7 protein-coding genes are annotated in these 7,516 nt (G+C 63.9%); 5 read left to right on the top strand and 2 right to left on the bottom strand.

Going from position 1 to position 7,516, the window contains the following annotated elements; all coding sequences use genetic code 11:
* Positions 1-62 precede the first annotated feature (62 nt).
* From V3W39_RS17485 to V3W39_RS17500, 4 genes are read left to right on the top strand one after another with little or no spacing between them, the layout of a single operon-like run.
* Complete coding sequence (locus tag V3W39_RS17485; protein ID WP_330213004.1) at positions 63-1,574, top strand: efflux transporter outer membrane subunit; 1,512 nt, start codon at positions 63-65, stop codon at positions 1,572-1,574.
* A gap of 10 nt (positions 1,575-1,584) precedes the next feature.
* Positions 1,585-3,768, top strand: coding sequence for an FUSC family protein (locus tag V3W39_RS17490; RefSeq protein ID WP_330213005.1), 2,184 nt, complete (start codon positions 1,585-1,587; stop codon positions 3,766-3,768).
* The gene (locus V3W39_RS17495) at positions 3,758-3,958 is read left to right on the top strand and encodes a DUF1656 domain-containing protein (protein ID WP_003216262.1); all 201 of its coding nucleotides are present in this window, start codon (positions 3,758-3,760) and stop codon (positions 3,956-3,958) included. The genes V3W39_RS17490 and V3W39_RS17495 overlap by 11 nt, the downstream gene beginning before the upstream one ends.
* 10 nt (positions 3,959-3,968) lie before the next feature.
* Entirely contained in the window at positions 3,969-4,829 is an 861-nt protein-coding gene (locus V3W39_RS17500) for an efflux RND transporter periplasmic adaptor subunit (protein WP_177043496.1), read from the top strand.
* Between the two features lie 113 nt (positions 4,830-4,942).
* Here the strand turns inward: V3W39_RS17500 and V3W39_RS17505 are convergent, their stop codons facing one another.
* Both V3W39_RS17505 and V3W39_RS17510 read right to left on the bottom strand, forming a co-directional pair.
* A complete protein-coding gene (locus V3W39_RS17505) occupies positions 4,943-5,341 on the bottom strand; it encodes a DUF4440 domain-containing protein (protein WP_330213011.1) in 399 nt (132 codons plus the stop codon).
* Entirely contained in the window at positions 5,341-6,528 is a 1,188-nt protein-coding gene (locus V3W39_RS17510; protein ID WP_330213006.1) for an MFS transporter, read from the bottom strand. Before V3W39_RS17510 ends, V3W39_RS17505 begins: the two co-directional genes overlap by 1 nt.
* 111 nt (positions 6,529-6,639) lie before the next feature.
* Here V3W39_RS17510 and V3W39_RS17515 point away from each other — a divergent pair, with 111 nt between their 5' ends.
* Entirely contained in the window at positions 6,640-7,503 is an 864-nt protein-coding gene (locus tag V3W39_RS17515; RefSeq protein WP_330213007.1) for a LysR family transcriptional regulator, read from the top strand.
* Positions 7,504-7,516 lie beyond the last annotated feature (13 nt).

A 7,516-nucleotide genomic window follows, 5' to 3' on the forward strand; every position in this document is an offset into this window, starting at 1 on the left:
TCCAGCCCGCCCCTTAGAATTGCGCCACCTTCCCCGCAACACCCTCTCAGGAATTCGCAGCAGTGCCGCGTCGCATCAGCAGAGAGCTGAAGACTCTCAGTGTTTGGGCCTTATCGTTAGCAATCAGCGGCTGCATCGGAACCGGAGGAATTGCCCCCCAAGGGCAGTCACTCGTCGCCAACACATTGGCCACCGACGAAGCGATCAAAACCGCTGCCCAGGACGCCCACTGGCCCACTGCGCAATGGTGGCAAGCCTACGGCGACCCGCAACTCAACCACTGGATCGACCTCGCCGTGCAAGGCAGCCCGAGCATGGCCATGGCCGCCGCTCGCGTGCGGGAAGCCCGGGCCATGGCCGGCATCGCCGAGTCGGCCGAGTCGTTACAGGTCAATGGCGACGCCACGCTCAAGCGCCACAACTGGCCCAGCGACCAATTCTATGGCCCGGGCGCGCTGGACAATTCCACCACCTGGGACAACAACGCGTCCCTTGGCTTGAGCTATGCCCTCGACCTCTGGGGCCGTGAAAGCAACGCCACCGAGCGTGCCGTGGACATGGCCCACATGAGCGCCGCCGAAGCCCGCCAGGCCCAGCTTGAACTGCAGAGCAACGTGGTGCGCGCCTATATCCAGTTGTCGTTGCACTTCGCCCAGCGCGACATCGTCGCCGCGACCCTGGCCCAGCAGCAACAGATCCTCGACCTTGCGCAAAAGCGCCTGAATGGCGGGATCGGCACCCACTTCGAAGTCAGCCAGGCCGAGACGCCGTTGCCGGAAACCCACCGGCAACTGGACGCCCTGGATGAAGCCATCGCCCTGAGCCGCAACCAGTTGGCTGCGCTGGCGGGCAAGGGGCCGGGGGCGGGCGCGCAATTGCAGCGGCCAACCTTGTCCCTCGCGGCACCCCTGAAATTGCCCTCGAGCTTGCCCGCCGAACTGCTCGGCCAGCGCCCGGACGTGGTTGCCAGCCGCTGGCAGGTGGCGGCCCAGGCCCGTGGCATTGATGTGGCCCACGCCGGTTTCTACCCCAACGTCGACCTGGTGGGCAGCCTCGGCTACGTCGCCACCGGCGGCGGGATGCTCAGTTTCCTCACGGGCAAAAAGCTCAACTACACCGCCGGCCCGGCCATCAGCCTGCCGATCTTCGACGGTGGCCGACTGCGCTCACAGTTGGGTGAAGCCAGCGCCGGCTACGACATCGCCGTCGCGCACTACAACCAGACCCTGGTCAATGCGCTCAAGGGCATCAGCGACCAGTTGATCCGCCGCGAGTCGATGGACAAGCAGCAGGCGTTCGCCGCCGAATCCGTAGCCTCGGCGCAGAAAACCTATGACATCGCGATGATCGCCTACCAGCGCGGCCTCACCGACTACCTCAACGTGCTGAACGCCCAGAGCCTGTTGTTCCGCCAGCAGCAGGTGCAGCAACAGGTCCAGGCCGCGCGCCTGAGTGCCCACGCCGAACTGGTGACCGCATTGGGCGGTGGCCTCGGCGCCGGCAGCGACGTGCCGCAAGACAGCAAGACTCGTCCGAGCAAGACCCCGGCGGCCCTCGCCGTGTTTGATCACTGAGTAGGATGCGATGACTCCCTTGCCTGCACCGCTGCGCTGGCTGCACGCCCTTGAGTGGCGCCGTGGTTTTTTCGACTGGGCACGCAGTGATGGCGTGACCTGGGTGTATATCTTCAAGGTACTGATCGCGGCGTTCCTGACGCTGTGGCTGGCCATGCGCCTGGAATTGCCGCAGCCGCGCACCGCGATGATCACCGTATTTATTGTGATGCAGCCGCAAAGCGGGCAGGTATTTGCCAAGAGTTTCTACCGCTTCCTTGGCACCCTGGCGGGCTCGGCGGTGATGGTGTTTCTCATCGCCCTGTTTGCGCAGAACACTGAGTTGTTCCTGGGTTCGCTGGCGATCTGGGTCGGCATCTGCACCGCCGGCGCGACCCGCAATCGCAACTTCCGCGCCTACGGTTTTGTGCTGGCCGGCTACACCGCGGCGATGGTTGGCTTGCCGGCCCTGGCCCATCCGGATGGCGCCTTTATGGCGGCGGTGTGGCGGGTGCTGGAAATCTCGTTGGGGATTGTCTGCTCCACGCTGGTCAGTGCCGCGATCCTGCCGCAAACCGCCAGTGCTGCGATGCGCAACGCCCTGTACCAACGCTTCGGTGTGTTCGCGTTGTTTGTCACCGATGGCCTGCGTGGTCGCAGCGAGCGCGAAGGGTTTGAGCGCAGCAATGTGCGTTTTATCGCCGAAGCCGTGGGCCTGGAAGGGCTGCGCAGCATCACCGTGTTCGAAGACCCGCACATGCGTCGGCGCAATGGCCGGCTGACGCGGTTGAACAGCGAGTTCATGGGCATCACTACCCGCTTCAATGCCTTGCACCAACTGCTGGAACGCCTGCGCAGCCAAGAGGCCGATCACGTGGTGGCCGCTATCAAGCCAGGCCTGCAAGACCTCGCGGAATTGCTCGACGGCTTCTCCGCTCGCGCCCTCACCAGCCCCGACGCGGCGCGCCTGGTCAGCCAACTGACGGCTTACAAAGAGGGCCTGCCCGCCAAGGTCCGCAGCCTGCGGGCGAGCTTTCAGGAAAGCGCCCCCAGCGACGCCGAGCAGCTGGATTTTCACACCGCCTACGAGCTGCTGTACCGCTTCGTCGACGAGTTGCACAGCTACGCGCAAACCCACGCCTCCCTGGCCGACCACAGCCACGAACGCGAACACTGGGACGAACCCTACACCCCGAAAACCAACTGGCTGGCCTGCGCCGCCTCGGGGATTCGTGCGTCATTTATCCTGATCGTGCTCGGCAGTTACTGGGTGGCCACCGCCTGGCCCAGCGGCGCCACCATGACCCTGATCGCCGCCGCGACGGTGGGCTTGTCCGCCGCCACGCCCAACCCCAAGCGCATGGCGTTTCAAATGGCCTGCGGCACCTTGATCGGGGCGCTGGTGGGCTTTGTCGAGATGTTCTTCGTGTTCCCCTGGATCGACGGGTTCCCGCTGCTGTGCGTGATGCTCGCGCCGGTGATCATCTTCGGCTCGTTCCTGGCCTCGCGCCCACAATACGCGGGAGTCGGCGTCGGGTTGCTGATCTTCTTCAGCACCGGCTCGGTGCCGGACAACCTCACGATCTACAACCCCTACACCTTCATCAACGACTACATCGCGATGGTCATCGGCATGCTGGTGTGTGCGGCGGCGGGGGCAATCATCCTGCCGCCCAACAGCCGCTGGTTGTGGCGACGGCTGGAGCAGGATTTGCGCGAGCAAGTGGTGTTCGCCATCAGCGGCAAGCTCAAGGGCCTGGCGTCGGGCTTCGAAAGCCGCACCCGCGACCTGCTGCACCAGGCCTACGGCTTCGCCGCCGGGCAACCCCAGGTGCAACGCAATCTGCTGCGCTGGATGTTCGTGGTGCTGGAAGTCGGCCACGCGATTATCGAGTTGCGCAAGGAGCAGGCAATCCTGCCGGTGCACCCGGCGTATGCCGAATCCCAGCCGTGGCGCCAGGCGATCCGGGTGATGGGCCGCTCATTGGTGCGGCTGTTCCTGCAACCCAGCGCCAGCAATCTGGAACGCAGCCTGGTCGCCGTGGACCATGCCATCAGCCGGGTGCAGGCCACCGACGAACCCTTCGCCCCGCACTTCGACACCTCGGCCCTGCGCCGGGTGAAAAGCTACCTGCACTTTATCCGCACCTCATTGCTGGACCCGCAATCACCCCTGGCTGCCCTCAAGCCTGAAGGACCCGCTCATGCCTCGTGAAATCGCCTTCCACGGCGTGTACATGCCCACCATGACCCTGATGTTTCTGATCGCGGCGGGCCTGGCCTGGGCCCTGGACCGGTTCCTGGCCGGCTTCGACCTGTACCGTTTTTTCTGGCACCCGGCGTTGCTGCGCCTGAGCCTGTTCGCTTGCTTGTTCGGCGCCCTGGCGCTGACCGTCTACCGTTGAGAATGCCCCGATGAAAAAGTTTTTCAGCCTGCTCGCGACCTTGCTGGTACTGGCCCTGGCGATCTGGATTGGCCGCACGTTGTGGGTGCATTACATGGAAACTCCCTGGACCCGCGATGGCCGGGTGCGCGCCGACATCATCAACGTCGCCGCCGACGTCACCGGCGAGGTGGTCAATGTCCCGGTGCGTGACAACCAACTGGTGAAGAAGGGCGACCTGCTGATGCAGATCGACCCCGAGCACTACCAGATCGCCGTCAAGCAGGCGCAATCGCTGGTGGCGTCCCGCAAGGCCACCTGGGAAATGCGCAAGGTCAACGCCCACCGCCGCGCCGACCTCGATGCCCTGGTGATCTCCAAGGAAAACCGCGACGACGCCAGCAACATCGCCGACTCGGCCCTGGCGGATTACCAGCACGCGCTGGCACAACTGGAAGCGGCCGAGCTGAACCTCAAGCGCACCCAGGTGCTGGCGGCGGTGGACGGCTACGTCACCAACCTCAACGTGCACCGCGGCGACTACGCGCGCATCGGCGAGGCCAAGATGGCGGTGGTGGATATGAACTCGTTCTGGGTGTACGGCTTCTTTGAGGAGACCAAGCTGCCCCACGTCAAAGTCGGTGATACAGCCGACATGCAACTGATGAGCGGCGAAACCCTCAAGGGCCACGTGGAAAGCATCTCGCGCGGGATCTACGACCGCGACAACCCGGAGAGCCGCGAGCTGATCGCCGATGTGAACCCGACGTTCAACTGGGTGCGCCTGGCCCAGCGGGTGCCGGTGCGGATTCACATCGATGAAGTGCCGGAGGGTGTGCTGTTGGCGGCGGGTATCACCTGCACCGTGATCGTCAACCAAACACAGAACTAATTGTGGGAGCTGGCTTGCCTGCGATGGCGGTGCATCAGTCAGAGAAGTATTGGCTGATACTCCGCTATCGCAGGCAAGCCAGCTCCTACCGTTGATCTTCATCGTTTGTGAAATCAGGCTTGTAAAAATGTCTCGTGCAAGTGGCGCCACAGCAGGGCGCCGCTGGCCTGCTTTTCAAACACCACGGTCGAACGCCGATCGGTTTGTGCGCCGCTGCCGTCCACCTGCTGCTCGCGATAACTCACCGTCGCACCACGGGCGTGTCGGTCAATCCCGGCAAATTCGCTGAGGCTGATCCTGAACCCGGGCCGCTTGCCACCGGCCTGGCTGAACAGCTGGTTAAGCAGCGCAAAATCCAGCTGCTTGCCCGCCGGGGTGATCATGGAAAAGTCCGGGGAAAAGCGCGCAAGCAAAGTCTCCAGTGTTCCCTCGGGTGCCGTCCCGGCAAACCATTGTTCGATCTCGACATGGGCCTGGATCACTTCATCAAAAAAGTCGCGGTAATCAATCATCATGTGGGCTCGCTGGCAGGGTGAAGCAGTGTGCGTACCTTGGACGTATCCAGGCACAGTACTGCAATCAGGGGAAACAGGGTCAACGCTGCGGCAATCGCAAAGGTCGCGGTGAAGGAGCCCAGCGCGGCCAGCACGGCACTGAGCAACGCGGCCCCGAGGCAAAAACTCAGTTGCCGATTGATGTTCCACAAGGCGCTGGCGTGGCCCATGCGCTCGGTCGGAATATCGAGAAAGGCCAGGGTTTGCGCGGTGCTGCTGCACAGGCTGCCGCCCAGGCCCATCAGGGTGTAGGCGAGCACCACGACAGGCGGGTGGGGTTCGATCAGCAACAGGATGCCGATGGATTGCAGCACCATGCCCGCCAGCAGCAACGGCCGGGGCCCGCAACGATTGAACAGTTTTTTGCTCAGGGCAATGGCCACCCCCGAGGCCAGCGCCCAAGGCAGCATGAGCGCGCCGATGTGGCTGGCGGTAAATCCCAGGCCGTGTAGATACAGAATCGCCACCAGGCTGGTGCCGATAAAGACACCCGGGATGAACAGGTACACCAGCATCGCCACCCGCAGCAGCGGACGACGAATCTGCCCCAGCACCGCGCCGAGGTCCAGGGTCGGGCGTGTGGAGCAGGGTGTGTCGGCCTTCAGCCAGCGCACGGTCAGCGTCAGGGTGATCAGTGCCAGCGGCAGGTTGGCGAAAAAGATCCAGCGCCACGACACGCTGTCCACCACCAAACCGCCCAGCGCTGGCGACAGTGCTGGAATCAGCAGTGCCACGAACATCACCTTGGCCGTCAGTTGGCTGCGTTGTGCCGGCGGAAAATGCCGATAGGCCAGGGCCTGGCCCACCGGGATCAACAAGCCGCCGCCCAGGCCTTGCAGCAGGCGCCAGCCGATCAGCGCTTCAATCGATGCGGCCTGGCCCACCAGCACTGACGCCACGCCGAACAGCAACAGGCTGACGGCAATCAAGCGTCGCTCACCCAGCAGCGCCGCCAGCCACACGCTCAGGGGAATCACCACGGTCAGGCCGAGCATATAGGCGTTGCCGATCCACGCCAGTTGGGTGACCGAGGCCTGCAATTCGCGGGCGATGTCCGGGTAGGCGATGGTGGCGACAAACATGTTCACCAGGTCCAGGGCGAAGCCCAGTAGAAAGATCCAGGTGACTTTCGAGCGGTAGGTCATGGCGCGGTTCCTGCGTTGGATGGCGGCAGGGTAGGCGCGTGCGGGCACTTGGGAAACAGCGGTTTGACTGTTAGCTTGTCAAAAATATTTTGACAATGGAGGGCGTGGACGATGGTCAGCCTGGATCGATTCGACACCTTCAAGGCCGTGGTCGAGGCCGGGTCGTTGACCGCAGCCGCTGATTTCCTGGGGCAGACGCGAGCGGTGGTGAGCTTCAACCTCAAGCGCCTGGAGGCCGAGCTGGGTGTCACCCTGTTGACCCGCAGTACGCGCCAACTGGCGCTGACCGATGCCGGTGAGCGCTTTTACCTGCGCTGCACGCGGATGCTGGAAGAGGCGCGGCTGGCGGTGGAGGAAGCCCGTTCGGAACACAGCCAGCACAAGGGCACGCTGCGGATCACCACCACTGTCGAGTACGGATTGGCCGTGGTGGTGCCGGCGCTGGAAACCTTTCGCGGCCTGCACCCGGAATTGAACGTTCAGTTATCCACCTCCTCCAGTCATGCCGACCTGATCTCCGAGCGGTTCGATGTGGCTATCCGGCTGGGGCGCATGCTCGATTCCAATCATCGGGCGGTGCAGCTGTCGAGCTACGAGATTTTTGCCGTGGCCGCGCCGGGTTTCGCCGGGGTCACCACTCTGGATGAACTGGAGCAACTGCCCAAGCTCGGGCATGGACGGTTGACGGAATTGGCGGTGGTCGACCCGGCGGGCCTGGAGCACCTGTATCGCCCGGGGCCTGGCAAGGCCTCACTGGTTGCCGACAGCGCCGCGATCCTGCAGGCGTTCGCCGTGCGCGGGCATGGCGTGGCGATCCTGCCCCAATGGCTGGTGCAGGACGACCTCGATGCAGGGCGTTTGGTGCGGCTGCTGCCGGGCTATCGGTTTGCGCCACAGGGGGTGTATGCGCTGTACCCGGACACCCGGCACCTGCCGCTGAAAGTGCGGGCCTTCATTGACTTCATGAAAGGCTGATCCGTCGAGGAGT

The sequence above is a fragment of the Pseudomonas sp. Z18(2022) genome (assembly GCF_036346535.1).
GTDB classification, from domain to species: Bacteria; Pseudomonadota; Gammaproteobacteria; order Pseudomonadales; family Pseudomonadaceae; genus Aquipseudomonas; species Aquipseudomonas yamanorum_A.